Consider the following 14,613-nt stretch of genomic DNA (forward strand, 5'->3'; position numbering starts at 1 on the left):
TGCTTACGATCGCGGAAGTGCCTGTAACGGGAGTAGAACCGCAAATCTGCGGAGCCAACTCCGGCCGCGGGTACCAACTCCGGATGGCGAAACACCGCTCCGCCACGACGTCTCGACGCGACGGCCTCTACACGCATCTTCAAACGACTCCGCGCGCCGCGTGTTGCAGCGGCGCGCGTGTCCAGAAGTCTGGCTGGGTCAGTTGCCGATCAGGGCCTTGATCCGGGCGGCTTTCTGGTTGTGGTTCTCGCTGGTGCTGATGATCGACAGGGCGTTGCCCATTTGCTGCCCGGTCATCTTGGCGACCTCTTCGGGCGATACATATTCCTCGATCAGCGCAATCTGCTCCTCCGAGAAGGTCATCGGCTCGGTCCCTTCGCCGCTGGCGATGAACTCGATCTGAGTGCGCTTTTCGGCGTCGGAGTCCGTGCCGTTGGCGGCGGCGAAGGCCGCCTCCACCTGATCATCATTCAACATCGAGACATCGACTCCCGGTGCGTATTGATTGATCGCGCTGGCCTGTTCCGGTGTCGCGTCGGCGAGAGCTGCGCCGGCGGTGATGCCGGAAATCAGAAGGGCTGCAACAAGACGTTTCATGGAAACCTTCCTTTCAAGAAGCATGACTGTGCTCTCGGGCGCAGTCGATGAGATGATCCAACCCGCCCGGCGGATGCCGGACTGCGGGCACTCGATACGGCACCGGCGGGCGCGCCCCCAAACGCTTGGGGCAGAGCGCAGGGACGCTGCGCAACCCCCAGAGTTTAACGTAAGGTAAAGCGCGCTGCTGGCAATTCCAGACGTGCACATCGGGATTTCACAATCTGTGCCGGGGCGGTCGGGCTGGGGATGCCAGAACCTGGGGCACCTGTCGTTCGGAAGAGCGCGCATCCGCCGGTCATGGCAACATTAGGTGACGCCGGTGGACGCAGCGGTCGGGCGGGTCGAGCCATCACACGCCCTGCCCAATGCGGACCCGTGAGAGCGGGGCGCGCCTGAATGCGCGTATGGCGCAAATATATCGGCTTCAGTCCTGCTTGGGCGCATATCTGCCCAGCCTTGCGGATCTCCGTCTGGCCGCAACCGCCGGGTCTTGGGTAGAAGTGCGCAAAGCACCGTTACGCCAACCGTGACGTGTCGCAGGAGGACTGAACATGAACACCCGCGCCCGCATCGGCTTCGCCGATCTTCGCCCAAAGAGGATGAGCGCCGAGGGTGCGGCCGCGCAGATCCACGACGGCATGACCATCGGCATGAGCGGATTCACCGGCTCGGGCTATCCGAAGTCGGTGCCGGTGGCGCTGGCGGCGCAGATCGAGGCGGCGCATGCGGCGGGGGAACCGTTCCGGGTGAAGGTCTTGACCGGCGCGTCCACCCGCCCCGAACTCGACGGCGCGCTGGCCAAGGCGAATGGCATCGAGTTCCGGCTGCCCTACAACTCTGATCCGATCGCCCGCGAGCAGATCAACTCGGGCAAGATGAACTACGTCGACATGCACCTCAGCCAGGTCGCGCCGGTGGTCTGGGAAGGCTTCCTTGGCAAGCTCGACATGGCGGTGGTCGAAGTCTCGGGGATCACGGCCGACGGGGCGCTGATCCCCTCGTCCTCGATCGGCAACAACAAGACTTGGCTCGATCAGGCCGAGAAGGTGATCCTCGAGGTCAACCACTGGCAGAGCCCCGCGCTCGACGGGATGCATGACATCTACTAGGGGACGGCGCTGCCGCCGAACCGCGTGCCGATCCCGCTGGTGCGCCCGGACGACCGGATCGGCCAGACCCATTTCCGCATCGACCCGTCGAAGGTGGTCGCGGTGGTCGAAACCGAGGCGCCGGATCGCAATCTGCCCTTTGCCAAGCCCGACGCGGTGGCCGAGGCCATCGCCGGGCACCTGCTGGAATTCCTCGCTCACGAGGTCGCGCGCGGGCGCCTGCCGCCGAGCCTGCTGCCGCTGCAGTCGGGTGTCGGCAACGTCACCAACGCGGTGCTTTCGGGGCTGATGGAGTCGCCGTATCACGGCATGACCGCCTTCACCGAGGTGATACAAGACGGGATGCTGGACCTTCTGGACGCGGGCAAGGTGCGGATGGCCTCGGCCACGGCCTTTTCGCTCAGCCCCGAGGCGGCGGAGCGCTTCAATCGCGATGCCTTGCGCTACCGGGACAAGCTGATCCTGCGGCCGCAGGAGATCTCCAACCATCCCGAACTGGTGCGCCGGCTGGGCTGTATCGCGATGAACGGGCTGATCGAGGCGGATATCTACGGAAACGTCAACTCGACCCACGTCATGGGCTCGCGCATTCAGAACGGCATCGGAGGGTCGGGGGATTTCGCCCGCAACGCCTACCTTTCGATCTTCATGACCCCCTCGACCGCCAAGGGCGGCAAGATCTCGGCGATCGTGCCGCAGGTGGCGCATGTGGATCATATCTCGCAGGATGTGCAGGTGATCGTCACCGAGCATGGGCTCGCCGACCTGCGCGGGCTCGCGCCGCGCCAGCGCGCCGGGGTGATCATAGATCGCTGCGCCGACCCGAACTACGCGCCGCTGCTGCGCGACTACTACGCTCGGGCACTGCAGGGGTCCCTTGGCAAGCACGCCCCGGTGCTGTTGAACGAGGCGCTGAGCTGGCACCAGCGCTACATCGACACCGGCTCGATGACCTAGGGCCGCTGGCCGGGTGCGCGCGCTCAAGCAAAAAGCCCGGCCAAAAGGCCGGGCTCTTTCGTCTCCCGCGGGGAGGGATCTCAGATGTTCTCGGCTTGCGGCATGCCGAGCACGTGGAAGCCGCCATCGACGTGGATGATTTCGCCGGTGGTATAGGCGCCTGCATCGGAGACCAGGTAGGCGGCGGTGCCGCCCACGGCCTCGAGCGTCGCGTTCGAGCGCAGCGGGGCGTTCTGCTCGGTGAACTTGTAGGTCTTGCGCGCGCCGCCGATGGCCGCCCCGGCAAGGGTCTTCATCGGGCCGGGTGAAATCGCGTTGACCCGGATGCCGTCCGGGCCGAGGTCGTTCGCCAGATAGCGGGTCGCTGATTCCAGCGCCGCCTTGGCCACGCCCATCACGTTGTAGTTCGGCACGACCTTGACCGATCCGTCGTAGGTGAGGGTGATCAGCGAGCCGCCATTCTCGACCATCAGCGGGTGCGCGCGGCGCGCCACTTCGATGAACGAGTAGCAGGAGATGTCCATCGAGTTCTTGAAGTTCGAGCGGCTGGTGTTGAGGAACCGGCCGGTCAGCTCGGACTTGTCAGAAAAGGCGATGGCATGCACCACGAAGTCGATGGTCGGCCAGCGGGCACCAAGCTGCTCGAACGCCGCGTCGAGCGAGGCGTCGTCGGTGACGTCCACGTCGACCATGAAGTCCGAGCCGACGCTCTGGGCCAGCGGCTCGAGCCGCTTGCCGAAAGCATCCCCCTGGTAGGTGAAGGCGAGCTCCGCCCCCGCCTCGTGCAGCGCCTTGGCGATGCCCCATGCGATGGAGCGGTCATTCGCCACCCCCATGATCAGCCCGCGCTTGCCCTTGAGAAGCTCGCCCATGTCCGTCTCTCGCTTGTTATTCTTGATATTTGCTGAGCAGCATCGACCCGTTGGTGCCGCCGAAGCCGAAGGAGTTTGTCATCACCGTGTCGAGACCCGCGTTCTCGACGAGGCTGGTGGCAATCTCTTCGGGTTTCAGCGCCGGGTCCAGCGTCTCGACGTTGATCGACGGTGCGATGAAGTCGTTCTGCAGCATCAGCAGGCAGTAGATCGCCTCCTGCGCGCCGGTGGCGCCCTGGCTGTGGCCGGTCATCGACTTGGTCGAGGAGACCGGCGGCGTGCTGCCTTCGCCGAAGACGCGGCGCACGGCCTCGATCTCGCCGACATCGCCGACCGGGGTCGAGGTGCCATGCGCGTTGATGTAGCCGACCTTGCGGTGCTCGGGCAGGGTCTGCAGCGCGAGGCGCATGGCGCGCTCGCCGCCCTCGCCCGAGGGGGCGACCATGTCATGCCCGTCAGAGGTCGCGGCATAGCCGGTGACTTCGGCGTAGATCTTGGCGCCGCGCGCCTTGGCGTGCTCGAGTTCTTCCAGCACGACGATGCCGCCGCCAGCCGAGATGACAAAGCCGTCGCGGCCCGCGTCAAAGGCGCGCGAGGCCTTTTCGGGGGTGTCGTTGTACTTCGAGCTCATCGCGCCCATGGCGTCGAAAAGGCACGACAGCGTCCAGTCGAGTTCCTCGCCGCCGCCGGCGAACATCACGTCCTGCTTGCCCATCATGATCTGCTCGGCAGCATTGCCGATGCAATGCAGCGAGGTCGAGCAGGCCGAGGTGATCGAGTAGTTGATGCCCTTGATCTTGAAGGCGGTCGAGAGGTTCGCCGAGATCGTCGAGCACATGGCCTTGGGCACGGCGAACGGCCCGACGCGCTTGGTGGCACCGGTGCTCAGCACGGTCTGATGCGCTGTCAGCAGGGCCGAGGTCGAGGGGCCACCCGAGCCGGCGACGAGGCCGGTGCGCGGGTTGACCACGTCGCCTTCCTCGAGCCCCGAGTCCGCAATCGCCTGTTGCATGGCGATATGGGCATAAGCCGCGCCCGGGCCCATGAAGCGCAGGGTCCGCTTGTCCACGTGCTCGGACACGTCGAGATCGATGGCCCCGGCGATCTGGCTGCGGAAGCCGTGTTCCTTCATCTGCTCGTTGGCGGTGATGCCCGAGCGGCCCGCCTTCAGCGAGGCGAGTACTTCTTCGGCATTGGTGCCGATGGACGAAACGATGCCCAGTCCCGTGACGACGACTCGACGCATGGGAGACCTCCCTCTCAGCTCTCGGAAAGAGCGACTTTCATATCTTTGACCTGGTAGATGACCTCGCCATCCGCCTCGACGATGCCGTCCGCGACACCCATGGTGAGCCGGCGTGTCTGCACGGCCTTGGTGAAATCAACCTTGTAGGTCAGCATCTTGCGGTCCGGGCGCACCATGCCGGTCAGCTTCACCTCGCCCACGCCGAGCGCGTAGCCGCGGCCCAGCCAGCCGCGCCAGCCAAGGTTGAAGCCGGTCAGCTGCCACAGGCCGTCAAGGCCGAGGCAGCCGGGCATGATCGGGTTGCCCGGGAAGTGGCAGTCGAAGAACCACAGGTCCGGGGTAATGTCGAATTCCGCGACCACGTGCCCCTTGCCGTGCAGGCCACCATCACCCGAAATATCGGTGATGCGATCCATCATCAGCATGGGCGGCGCCGGAAGCTGCGCATTGCCCGGTCCGAAGAGCTCGCCGCGCGCGCATTTCAGAAGATCTTCCTTGCCGAAGCTGGTGGGATAATCGGCCATGCAGGCGCGCCCCTTTGTACTTTGTGTCAGGTTGCGCCCCCTCTATCATCGCGAAACCGCGCCATGCAAGCCTGCGCATTGCGCCGTCACCTTGCGGCGCGGACCATGCCAGCTTCGGATTTCCATTTGAAAAGGGCACCTGCGAACCATTATATACGTCTCATGGAGCTAGGGCACTGGACTGAGCTATGACGAGCGACCCCATTCAAAGAGGCAGCGACTGGTTGAGCCGGGCGGGGCTCCGGCCCACGCGGCAGCGCGTTGCGCTGGCGGCGCTGCTGGTGGGCGACGGCAAGCACCGGCACGTCACCGCCGAGAGCCTCTATGCTGCGGCCCAGGCCGAGGGTGAGGGCGTGTCTCTGGCCACGGTCTACAATACGCTGCGCGCCTTCTGCGATGCCGGGTTGATCCAAGAGGTCACGGTTGACGGCAGTCGCAGCTATTTCGACACCAACACCCGCGACCACCCGCATTTCTTCTGGGAGGACGAAGGGCATCTGACCGACGCCCCCTCGGAGGACCTGGTGATTTCAAAGCTGCCGAGCGCGCCGGACGGGGCCGAGATCGCCTCGGTCGACGTGGTGATCCGCCTGCGCAGGAAGTAATCCGCGCTCCCGGTGACGTGTGAAGGGTGCGCCGCCCCTGTTTCTGCGGCGCTCTCCCCCGGCGTATTTGGGCCCGGCATATTTTAACGCGGTGCGTTTTGACATGGCCGCCCCTGCGGCGGACCCGAGGCATGCGCCGGAACCCTGTGCGCGGCGGTGGCGTTTTTTATGGGAAACCGGAATAGGAGGTCCCCATGAGCCGCAAGCTGACCCTGCAATCCATCGAACCGATTACCCATAACGTTCACCACTTGGTCTTCGACCGGCCCAAAGGGCTCGACTTTGTGCCCGGGCAGGCGATCGACCTGGCGCTCGACCGCGATGGATGGCGCGAGGAACGGCGGCCCTTCACCTTCACCTCGCTGCCGGGCCAGGATCGGCTGGAGTTCGTTATCAAGTCCTACCCCGAGGACGCCGAGGGCCACGACGGGGTAACCGAGCGCATCGGCCAGCTGCAGCCCGGCGACACGGTCCTCGTCGAGGAGCCTTGGGGCGCGATCGAAGACAAGGGCGACGGTGTCTTCATCGCCGGCGGTGCAGGCGTCACGCCGTTCATCGCCGTTCTGCGCAAGAAGTTGGAGGAGGCGGGCACGCTCGAGGGCAACACGCTGGTCTTTTCGAACAAGACCGAGGCTGACATCATCCTGCGCGAGAGCTTCGAGGGGATGCCGGGGCTGAAGACGGTCTTTGTGGTCACCGAGGAGACAGCGAGCCCGCTGCATCGTGAGCAGATCGATGGCGAGCTTCTGGCCCAGGTGGTCACCCCGGGGCGCGACGTCTGCTATGTCTGCGGACCGGATGCGATGCTCGACGACATGTCTGCGGCACTGCGCGGGATCGGCGTCGACGACGGTCGCATCGTCACCGAGGAATTCGACTAACCTGCAGCGGTCGGGGCGCTCAGAACCATTGCCCCGGCTCCATCAGCCCGAGGTCCAGTAGCTGCTGCGAATGCCATTCGAAGCGCGCCGAGTTGTGCCAGCGGAAGCCGGCGATCTCGGCGCTCGAGCCGGGGTTGCGCTTCAGCGCCTTGGCAGTCCGGAACGACGCGATCGCGGCTGTCAGATTGTTGTGCCAGGGGCAGGCATAGGTGTTGTATTCCTCGTCGCTGAAGGTGTGATCGTCGCGCAGCCTCAGGCCCTTGTCCGCGCGGAAGAGGGAGATGCGGTCGATGTTGCGCCGCTCCTTCGGAACGTGCTCGTCGAAGCGCCAGCGCAGCCCTCCGAAGAAATCCAGCTGCCGTTCCTTGGGGTGACCGTGGTTCGCCGGGTCCGGGCGGGCCTGCGCGTAATAACCCGAGCGGTCCAGCCAGGCGTCGTCCAGTGAGACCGCGCTCGGAGCCGCGCAAAGATCGCCGGCGTAGAGGTCGATCACGTAGGTGAGCATCGCGTCGCGTCGCTCCTCGGCGTGATAGGCCAGCATTTCGCCGATGCTGCGGGTTTCGCAAAAGGGGAAAAAGAGGAACTCGGCGTTGTAGCAATAGTACATCCAGCGCCCCGGGACCGCCCCGCCCATGCGCGAGACCGCGCGCGGCACCGCCCCGGGCACGTGGGGATCGAAGTCGATGCGATGGGTGCGTTCGGCGACGTCTGCGGCAAGTTCCAGATGGCGCGGCATGAACATGAGAACGGGGGCGAAGCCAAGCTGCATGTGGTGGCGCGCGGTGGTGTCGACCTCGGCCTGATCCTCGCAGAAGATCATCGCCAGCGGCCGCGCGCCGGTTGCCTTGCGCAGCCCCGCCGCCTGCCGTTTCAGGAACTCGTCCAACCCGCTATACTGCATCCGCTCTTCGCCCGGCGTTTTGACCGGACAGTCGGGGAAAAGCGATTGCATTGCAAGACGGGGCGGTATTGCGCTATGCGCACGCCCTGAAACGCCGAACCGGAGTGCTCACATGTCCCACTCGAAGTCCGAGCCGAAGAAGCTCTTCATCAAGACCTACGGGTGCCAGATGAACGTCTACGACAGCGAACGCATGCTCGAGGCGCTGGGCGGGCAGGGTTACGTCGAGACCCAGAGCCCCGACGACGCTGACATGATACTGCTCAACACCTGCCACATCCGCGAGAAGGCCGCCGAGAAGGTCTACTCCGAGCTGGGCAGGTTCCGTCACCTCAAGGAAGAAAAGCCCGATCTGAAGATCGGCGTCGCCGGCTGCGTGGCCCAGGCTGAGGGCCGGGAGATCATGCGCCGCCAGCCCCTGGTCGACCTCGTGGTCGGCCCGCAGAGCTACCACCGCCTGCCTGAACTCGAGGCAAAGGCGGGGCGGGGGGTGAAGGCGCTCGACACGGACTTTCCCGAGGAGGACAAGTTCGAGAAACTGGTATCGCGTCCCAAGGCCAAGCGGGGTCCGACCGCCTTCCTGACGGTGCAGGAGGGCTGCGACAAGTTTTGCGCCTTCTGCGTTGTGCCTTATACCCGGGGTGCAGAGGTCTCGCGTCCGGCCCAGCGTGTGCTTGCCGAGGCACGCGATCTTGTCGAGCGCGGCGTGCGCGAGATCACTCTGCTGGGCCAGAACGTCAACGCGTACCACGGTCACGAGCAGGGGCTTGCCGGGATCATCCGCGATCTGGCAAAGATCGACGGCCTCGAGCGCATTCGCTTCACTACCTCGCACCCCAACGATATGGACGACGCGCTGATCGCGGCGCATGGCGAAGTCGAGAAGCTGATGCCCTACCTGCACCTGCCGGTCCAGGCGGGCTCCGATCGAATCCTCAAGCGGATGAACCGCCAACACACCGCCGAGAGCTACCTGAAAGTGGTCGAGCGGCTGCGCGCGGCGCGGCCCGACCTGCACCTCTCGGGCGATTTCATCGTCGGCTTCCCGGAAGAGACCGAGGAGGATTTCCAGGCGACGCTCGATCTCGTCGAGGCGGTGCAATACGGCTCGGCCTACTCGTTTAAGTATTCCGAGCGTCCGGGCACCCCGGCGGCCGAACGCGCGCAGGTCTCCGAGTCGGAAAAGGACGACCGGCTGCAGCGTCTTCAGGCCCTCCTCGTGCGCCAGCAGCGCGCGCTGCAGGACGCCATGGTCGGCCGCGAGGTCGGCGTGCTCTTCGAAAAGCCCGGCCGGCAACCGGGGCAGATGGGCGGCAAGTCCGACTACCTGCACGCGGTGCACGTGATGGGCGAGGGGCTCTCGGTGGGCGATCTGCGCCGGGTCCGCATCCTCGAGTCCGGGGCCAATTCGCTGAAGGGCGAGCTGGTCTGAACAAAGCGCCGCGCCGTATTTTTGCCACAGGTTCGGGTAAAACGCCGGGGATTGATCCGTAGGCCGCGACAATGCGGCCCCAACGCCGCCGATGATCGCCGCTTGGACACAATATATGGTAGTTCTCTCTTCACAGAGTGGAAATTGCTGCTAGTCTCCCGTCGCGTAAGGGGTTTGGCCCGGTGCGGATCGTTCCGCGCCTGAGGGCCAATGGTATCAACATCGAAAGGGACAGAGGCTGTGGCGACACGCTTTTCCAAGACCCTCCGCGGCATTCTGGGAGTGGCGGCGGTTTCCGCGCTTGCCCTGACCGGCGTCGCGGCTCCGGCAGCCGCTGCCGCAGACGGTCTGAACACACCGGTCATTTCCACGCAGAACACCCGCACCATCCGCGGGGAGCGCTACATCCCGGGCATCTCGCTGTCGCCGGACGGCTGCGAAATCTGGGTCATGGACGATGGTGCCGAGGGATATGCCGTCTCGCGGGTCACCCGCGACGGGCGCCCGGTCTGCCACGAGATCAACATCTGTGGCACGCTGAAGGCAGACCAGTATTTCGCCACTGACAGCTACAGGATCTACCCGCAGAGCCGCGGCCGCCTCGAGGAATTCTTCCGCGACTCCACGGCCTTTGGGTACATCATCGTCGGCCACACCGACTCTCGCGCCAGCAACGCCTACAACGACCGGCTGAGCCTGAACCGCGCCAACTCGGTGGCCGCGGTGGCCAACGCCAGCGGCGCCCGTATCATCGACGTGCGTGGCTACGGCGAGAACTACCCGGTGGCGACCAACAGCACCGTCGAGGGCATGGCGAAGAACCGCCGTGTCGAAATCCTGTGCGTGCGCTGAGGGGGACCGGCCAGATGAAACTCGCAAAACTCGCCCTCGCGCTTGCTGCCGTCTCGAGCCTTGCCGCCTGCGACATGCCGATCGGCGAGGACAAGAGCCAAGACGTCAACCTGGTCGACCGCAACGACCTGTCGCAGATCCGTTGGGGCGTCTGGGTCGACCCGGACGGCTGCGACAACTGGATCGCCGATGATGGCGTCGAGGGCTATCTCGCCCGCCGTCTCGACAAATACGGCAAACCCGTCTGCTCCGGCATCGCCCCACCAACCGTGGCCACCGGCCCGTTCAAGCAGGGCGCCACTTCGGTGATCGGGGATCCGCTCTGACCGGGGTGCCCACAGTCAAATGCCAACGGCCGCGCGATGCCCACCGCGCGGCCGTTTTGTTTCTTTCACACCGGTGCCGCGCCGAAGCTGCTTGACCTCGGGCCCTGCGGCTTGGCACCATGAGCTTGCACTCAAGCGCAGGAGACATGCGTGAACACAGGCATCCTGACCGAAGCCATCCTGGAATTCCCGGACAACCGCCTCCTCATCGATCTGTGCGGGGAATACGACCGCAACCTCACCGACATCGAAGCCCGAACCGGCGTGCAGATCCTGCGCCGGGGCAACCAATTGGCGCTGCACGGCCCGGCCGAGGCGCAGGAAGCCGCGCGCGAGGTGCTCAACGCCCTCTACCAGCGGCTGGAACAGGGCCGCTCGGTCGGCCGCGGCGACATCGACCGCGAGTTCCGACTCGCCCCCGAGGAGCAGGAACCGGGCGACCAACTCGAGATGTTCTCGGCAGGCAAGGTCGAGATCAAGACCCGCAAGAAGCTCATCGAGCCGCGCACGGACGCGCAGAAAGCCTATGTGCGCGCGCTTTTCGAGAATGAGCTCGCCTTCGGCATCGGCCCGGCCGGCACGGGCAAGACCTATCTCGCCGTCGCCGTTGGCGTGAACCTCTTCATCACCGGCCAGGTCGACAAGATCATCCTCAGCCGTCCTGCGGTCGAGGCGGGCGAGAAGCTCGGCTACCTGCCTGGCGACATGAAGGACAAGGTCGACCCCTACATGCAGCCGCTCTACGACGCGCTGAACGACTTCCTGCCCGGCAAACAGCTCGCCAAGATGATGGAGGAGAAGACCATCGAGATCGCGCCGCTGGCCTTCATGCGTGGCCGGACCCTGTCGAACGCCTTCGTGGTGCTCGACGAGGCGCAGAATGCCACCTCCATGCAGATGAAGATGTTCCTCACCCGCCTCGGCGAGGGCTCGCGCATGGTGATCACCGGCGACCGCAGCCAGGTCGACCTGCCGCGCGGCGTGCAATCGGGCCTGCAGGACGCCGAGCGCCTGCTCAGCCACATCGACAAGATCAGCTTCAACTATTTCACCTCTGCCGACGTGGTGAGACACCCCCTTGTGGCGAAGATCATCGAGGCCTACGAGAAGGACGCGGAGCGCGGGGCCTGAGGGCCCCCGCTTCTTCTTCTTGGTTCCAATATCCCGGGGGTCCGGGGGCGCCGCCCCCGGCTTGAACATATGGCTCAGCTCACCGACACGATCATCGAGGACGACCGTTGGGAGGAGGCCGGGCTTGAAGACCTCGCCGAGACCGCGGCCCGTGCCGCGCTGGTCCATCTCGGCCTCGATCCCGAAGGGTTCGAGATCGCCCTTCTTGCCTGCGACGACGCGCGCATCGCAGAGCTGAACGCAGAGTTCCGAGAGAAGCCGACCCCGACCAATGTGCTCTCCTGGCCCTCCGAGGAGCGCGGAGCCGAGGTCGAGGGGGAGGCGCCGGAGTTGCCCGAGACCGAGGACGGCCCCTTCGCCACCGAGCTCGGTGATCTCGCCATCGCCTTCGAGACATGCGCCCGCGAGGCGCAGGAGGCGGGCAAGACCATGGCCGACCATGTGACGCATTTGATCGTTCATGGAACCTTGCATCTTCTGGGCTATGATCACCTGCGTGACGGCGATGCGACGCTGATGGAAAATTTAGAGACGGAAATACTTGGCAAGATGGGTATCGCGGACCCATATTCGTCTGACCTCTGAGAGACACAGGATCAAAAGGACCGATGGGAGACACTGACGATTCGTCTAATGCAGCGCATGGCGCGCAGGAAAACGAGCAGATTGACCGGCCTCCGGGTTTCTTCAAACGCATCTTTTCGGGCCGTGTGAACGGAACCGAGGCTGCGACAGAAACGGGGCAGGGTCTCGTGGCCGCTTACGAGCGGCCCGTACATGGCATGATGAACCTCCGGCGCATGCGCGTGGAGGACGTGGCGATTCCCAAGGCGGAAATCGTTGCCGTGCCCGATACACTCGCCATGGATGAGCTTGTGACGGTCTTCCGCGACAGCGGCATGACCCGTCTGCCGGTCTATTCCGGCACGCTCGACACGCCTGTCGGAATGGTGCACCTCAAGGATTTCGCCCTGCTGCACGGCTTCAACGGCCATGGCGAAGAGTTCGACATGAAGAAGATGCTGCGTCCGCTGCTCTTCGTGCCGCCCTCGATGCCGATCGGCGTGCTGCTCACCAAGATGCAAACCGAACGCCGGCACATGGCGCTGGTGATCGACGAGTACGGCGGTGTCGACGGTCTCGTGACGATCGAAGATCTGATCGAACAGGTGATCGGCGAAATCGAGGACGAGCATGACACCGAGGAAGGCCGCAACTTCTTCCGCGAGAAATCGGGCAGCTGGCTGGCGCTGGCCAAGACCCCGCTCGAGGAGTTCGAGGCAGCCACCGGTATTGCGCTCACCGACCCGGACGAGATCGACGAGGAGGAGATCGACACGCTCGGCGGCCTCGTCTTCATGCTCGCCGGTCACGTGCCGGCGCGCGGCGAGGTGATCCCGCATCCCGACGGTATCGATTTCGAGGTGGTCGACGCCGACCCGCGCCGCATCAAGCGGCTGCGGGTGCGTCCTTCGGCCCCGGCCGCCGACGTATCCATCACCCCTCCGGCGCTGCTGCCGCCGGCGAAACCCGAGGGTGCGGCCCAGCTGAGCGGCGGCGACACCGGGGTCGCGCGTGGCTGAACCGGAGGTGCGGCCCGATGCGGAAACTGCGGACAACCATCGCGAGATGATGGCCCCCGTTGCCGCCCGGGCCGCACGCCTGCTGACGGGCCGTGCCGCGGTTCTCCCGGCGCTTGCCTGCGGCGGGCTCATGGCCTTGGGACAGGCGCCGTGGAACCTGTGGTACGTCGCGCTGGCGGGGCTCGTGCTGTCCATGGCGCTCTTTGCACTGCAGCGCAGGCCTCGTGCCGCGCTCGCCATCGGTTGCGGCGTCGGCACGGGCTATTTCGGCCTGGCGCTCAACTGGCTCACCGAGCCATTTCAGGTCGATGCTGCGGTCACCGCCTGGATGGCGCCCTTTGCGCTCTTGTTCATGGCGGCAGGGCTGGCGCTCTTCTGGGGACTTGCCTTCTGGGGCGCCGTACAGGCACCGCGGGCCAGGCTCTTCGCGCTCGTGGTCAGCTGGGGGCTGGCCGAGCTGGCACGAGGCTATCTCTTCACTGGCTTTCCCTGGGGGCTCGTCGGCTACCTCTGGGAGCCAACGGGCGCGATCCAATGGGTAGCCTGGACTGGTTCCTTCGGGCTGACGCTCGTGACCCTGGCATTGGCGGCGCTGCTGGCCCGCGGGCTGTGCGGCGCGTGGCAGGCGGGGGCGCTGGGGCTTGTCCTTGTGCTCGGGCTGCTTGTCGGTGGGGCGCAGATGGTGCCGCCGCTGCAGGACTTGGGCGGCCGCCCGGTGGTCCGCCTTGTCCAGCCCAACGCGCCGCAGACCCAGAAATGGGACCGCGCCTATATCCCGATTTTCTTCGAGCGACAGGTCGAGTTCACCGCGGCCCCGGCGCAGGACGGTCTGCCGCGCCCCGAACTCATCGTCTGGCCCGAGACCGCGGTGCCGCGGCTGCTTGAGAACGCCGAGGGCGAGCTGCGGGTGATCACCGATGCCGCCCTGCCGGGCCGGGTGGTGCTCGGCATCCAGCGCAGCGAGGGCTACGATTACTTCAATTCCCTGGCACTGGTCACGCAGGGCCCGAAGGTCGAGGCGGTCTACGACAAGCACCATCTGGTGCCCTTCGGCGAGTACATGCCCTTCAAGGAACTCTTCCGCCACATCAACGTCAGCGGTATCGCCGCGCGGGCGGAGGGCGGCTACTCCGCCGGGCCGGGGCCGCAGCTGCTCGATCTGGGCGGGGAGATGGGCTACGCGCTGCCGCTTATCTGCTACGAGGCGGTCTTCCCCCAGGACCTGCGCGGCGCTCCGCGGCCCGAGCTGCTGCTGCAGATCACCAACGACGCCTGGTTCGGCAATTTCTCGGGCCCCTATCAGCACCTCGCGCAGGCCCGGATCCGGGCGATCGAGCAGGGCCTGCCGATGCTGCGCGCCGCCAACACCGGCGTGTCGGCGGTGATCGACGGCGCGGGGCGCGTGCTGAAATCGCTGCCGCTGGGCGAGGCCGGCTTCATCGACGCCCGCCTGCCGCCGCCGCTGCGCGTGACGCTCTACAGCCGGACCGGCGATCTGCCCCTCCTTGGGCTTCTGGCCGTGCTGATGCTGCTCGCCTTCCGCCCGGCTCTGCACAAGTCGCGACGTAATTCGGATTGACGCCGCTTTCGTTGC

The 14,613-nt window shown here is 65.6% G+C and carries 14 protein-coding genes and 1 pseudogene; 10 read left to right on the top strand and 5 right to left on the bottom strand.

The window, feature by feature from the left end:
* Positions 1-198: 198 nt before the first annotated feature.
* Positions 199-597, bottom strand: a complete 399-nt coding sequence (locus G0Q01_RS09580; protein WP_164191201.1) for a hypothetical protein — start codon at positions 595-597, stop codon at positions 199-201.
* A gap of 554 nt (positions 598-1,151) precedes the next feature.
* Between G0Q01_RS09580 and G0Q01_RS09585 the strand changes: the two are divergent.
* Positions 1,152-2,666: pseudogene (locus tag G0Q01_RS09585) on the top strand (acetyl-CoA hydrolase/transferase family protein).
* A gap of 80 nt (positions 2,667-2,746) precedes the next feature.
* Here the strand turns inward: G0Q01_RS09585 and G0Q01_RS09590 are convergent.
* The 3 genes from G0Q01_RS09590 to fabA are packed head-to-tail and all read right to left on the bottom strand — an operon-like array spanning position 2,747 to position 5,308.
* On the bottom strand, positions 2,747-3,538 hold the full coding sequence (locus G0Q01_RS09590; RefSeq protein WP_108966944.1) for an enoyl-ACP reductase: 792 nt from the start codon (positions 3,536-3,538) through the stop codon (positions 2,747-2,749).
* 16 nt (positions 3,539-3,554) lie between these two features.
* A complete protein-coding gene (fabB, locus tag G0Q01_RS09595) occupies positions 3,555-4,784 on the bottom strand; it encodes a beta-ketoacyl-ACP synthase I (RefSeq protein WP_164191204.1) in 1,230 nt (409 codons plus the stop codon).
* A gap of 14 nt (positions 4,785-4,798) precedes the next feature.
* Complete coding sequence (gene fabA / locus G0Q01_RS09600; RefSeq protein WP_108966940.1) at positions 4,799-5,308, bottom strand: bifunctional 3-hydroxydecanoyl-ACP dehydratase/trans-2-decenoyl-ACP isomerase; 510 nt, start codon at positions 5,306-5,308, stop codon at positions 4,799-4,801.
* Positions 5,309-5,496: 188 nt separating this feature from the next.
* Between fabA and irrA the strand changes: the two genes are divergently transcribed.
* Positions 5,497-5,913, top strand: coding sequence for an iron response transcriptional regulator IrrA (gene irrA, locus G0Q01_RS09605; RefSeq protein ID WP_164213314.1), 417 nt, complete (start codon positions 5,497-5,499; stop codon positions 5,911-5,913).
* Between the two features lie 194 nt (positions 5,914-6,107).
* Positions 6,108-6,794 carry an FAD-binding oxidoreductase gene (locus tag G0Q01_RS09610; RefSeq protein ID WP_164191210.1) on the top strand — a complete coding sequence of 229 codons (687 nt, stop codon included), beginning with the start codon at positions 6,108-6,110 and terminating at the stop codon, positions 6,792-6,794.
* 19 nt (positions 6,795-6,813) lie between these two features.
* On the opposite strand, the gene G0Q01_RS09615 is transcribed toward G0Q01_RS09610, so the two are convergent.
* Positions 6,814-7,695, bottom strand: coding sequence for a hypothetical protein (locus G0Q01_RS09615; protein ID WP_203594967.1), 882 nt, complete (start codon positions 7,693-7,695; stop codon positions 6,814-6,816).
* Between the two features lie 112 nt (positions 7,696-7,807).
* Here G0Q01_RS09615 and miaB point away from each other — a divergent pair, with 112 nt between their 5' ends.
* From miaB to lnt, 7 genes are all read left to right on the top strand, one after another.
* Positions 7,808-9,127, top strand: coding sequence for a tRNA (N6-isopentenyl adenosine(37)-C2)-methylthiotransferase MiaB (gene miaB, locus G0Q01_RS09620; RefSeq protein WP_164191213.1), 1,320 nt, complete (start codon positions 7,808-7,810; stop codon positions 9,125-9,127).
* Positions 9,128-9,367: 240 nt separating this feature from the next.
* The gene (locus G0Q01_RS09625) at positions 9,368-9,979 is read left to right on the top strand and encodes an OmpA family protein (protein ID WP_370457184.1); all 612 of its coding nucleotides are present in this window, start codon (positions 9,368-9,370) and stop codon (positions 9,977-9,979) included.
* A 14-nt stretch (positions 9,980-9,993) separates the two neighbouring features.
* The gene (locus G0Q01_RS09630; RefSeq protein WP_164191221.1) at positions 9,994-10,305 is read left to right on the top strand and encodes a hypothetical protein; all 312 of its coding nucleotides are present in this window, start codon (positions 9,994-9,996) and stop codon (positions 10,303-10,305) included.
* A 150-nt stretch (positions 10,306-10,455) separates the two neighbouring features.
* Positions 10,456-11,436, top strand: a complete 981-nt coding sequence (locus tag G0Q01_RS09635; protein ID WP_108966928.1) for a PhoH family protein — start codon at positions 10,456-10,458, stop codon at positions 11,434-11,436.
* Positions 11,437-11,505: 69 nt separating this feature from the next.
* Positions 11,506-12,021, top strand: coding sequence for an rRNA maturation RNase YbeY (gene ybeY, locus G0Q01_RS09640; RefSeq protein WP_164191239.1), 516 nt, complete (start codon positions 11,506-11,508; stop codon positions 12,019-12,021).
* A 23-nt stretch (positions 12,022-12,044) separates the two neighbouring features.
* Positions 12,045-13,019: a hemolysin family protein gene (locus tag G0Q01_RS09645; RefSeq protein WP_235939988.1), complete on the top strand. Its 975-nt coding sequence runs from the start codon at positions 12,045-12,047 to the stop codon at positions 13,017-13,019.
* Between the two features lie 49 nt (positions 13,020-13,068).
* The gene (lnt, locus tag G0Q01_RS09650) at positions 13,069-14,598 is read left to right on the top strand and encodes an apolipoprotein N-acyltransferase (RefSeq protein ID WP_164191537.1); all 1,530 of its coding nucleotides are present in this window, start codon (positions 13,069-13,071) and stop codon (positions 14,596-14,598) included.
* The last annotated feature ends 15 nt before the right edge of the window (positions 14,599-14,613 follow it).

It is taken from the genome of Salipiger sp. PrR007, assembly GCF_010499845.1.
Classification (GTDB): Bacteria; Pseudomonadota; Alphaproteobacteria; order Rhodobacterales; family Rhodobacteraceae; genus Salipiger; species Salipiger pacificus_A.